Source organism: Bartonella sp. MF74HXZ (assembly GCF_042194445.1).
Taxonomy (GTDB): domain Bacteria; phylum Pseudomonadota; class Alphaproteobacteria; order Rhizobiales; family Rhizobiaceae; genus Bartonella; species Bartonella grahamii.
This window is the reverse complement of the sequence record NZ_JBHIMW010000031.1, coordinates 1-726: the sequence shown is the minus strand read 5'-3', so window position 1 is coordinate 726 and position 726 is coordinate 1. Positions and strand designations below refer to the sequence as shown.

At 41.2% G+C, this 726-nt stretch carries 2 pseudogenes; both read left to right on the top strand.

The features are described 5' to 3' along the window. Positions 1-139: 139 nt before the first annotated feature. Positions 140-544 (top strand): annotated as a pseudogene (locus tag ACFIJ8_RS08470) (hypothetical protein); the annotation flags it as partial. Between the two features lies 1 nt (position 545). Continuing rightward, positions 546-726: pseudogene (locus ACFIJ8_RS08465) on the top strand (hypothetical protein); the annotation flags it as partial.

The following is a 726-nucleotide window of genomic DNA, read 5'->3' as shown; positions in this document are numbered from 1 at the left end:
CTTAATCCCGCTTGTGGTGTGCAAGCGAATGGTTTTGATTGATTCAACATAAAACAAGTTTGGAATGAGAGAAGCTTACGTTGTTCGGGGCTCTCATTCAAGTTGAATAACGCTATATTATCATTAGAAATCAATGTGTTATCTGAGTTCTGATCAACATCATAAGTTTGCCTTGGAATGTAAGGACCATGTTTCTTTAGAGCCTTTGTTATCATCAGAGCAGCAAGGAACGCCGGTTTGTTACAGTTATTTTGATAGGAAATTACATCTTTATCCCACGCCGGATAAAGCCTATCAGATTCAACTCATTCTCTCTCCATTGCGTTTATCAGAGATAGAGAGTGTCGATGAGGAGCATCCATGGTTTGTGCACGCGTTTGATTTGATTAAGGCGCGTGCAAAATACGAACTTTACAAGAATATCCTTAAAGAACCCGATTGTGCAACAGCAGCGTACAATGACTTTAACGAACAGTTGCATGAATTGCGTGCAGAGACGTCCAAACGTCATAACGTCACACGCATAATTCCAACGGATTTCTAAAATGGTTTATTTTCCAATCGCTGATTATCGCCCCGATGTTTCGGTCGTCAATGGCAGCTTTACGGATACACTTGTGAATGTTTTACCGGCAGATGGTGGTTACATACCCATGCCTAGTGCAATTGTTGTTTCTAATCCTTTGGAAGAAAAGCCCTTGGGTTCAATCGCCTTTAGAAGCGGTA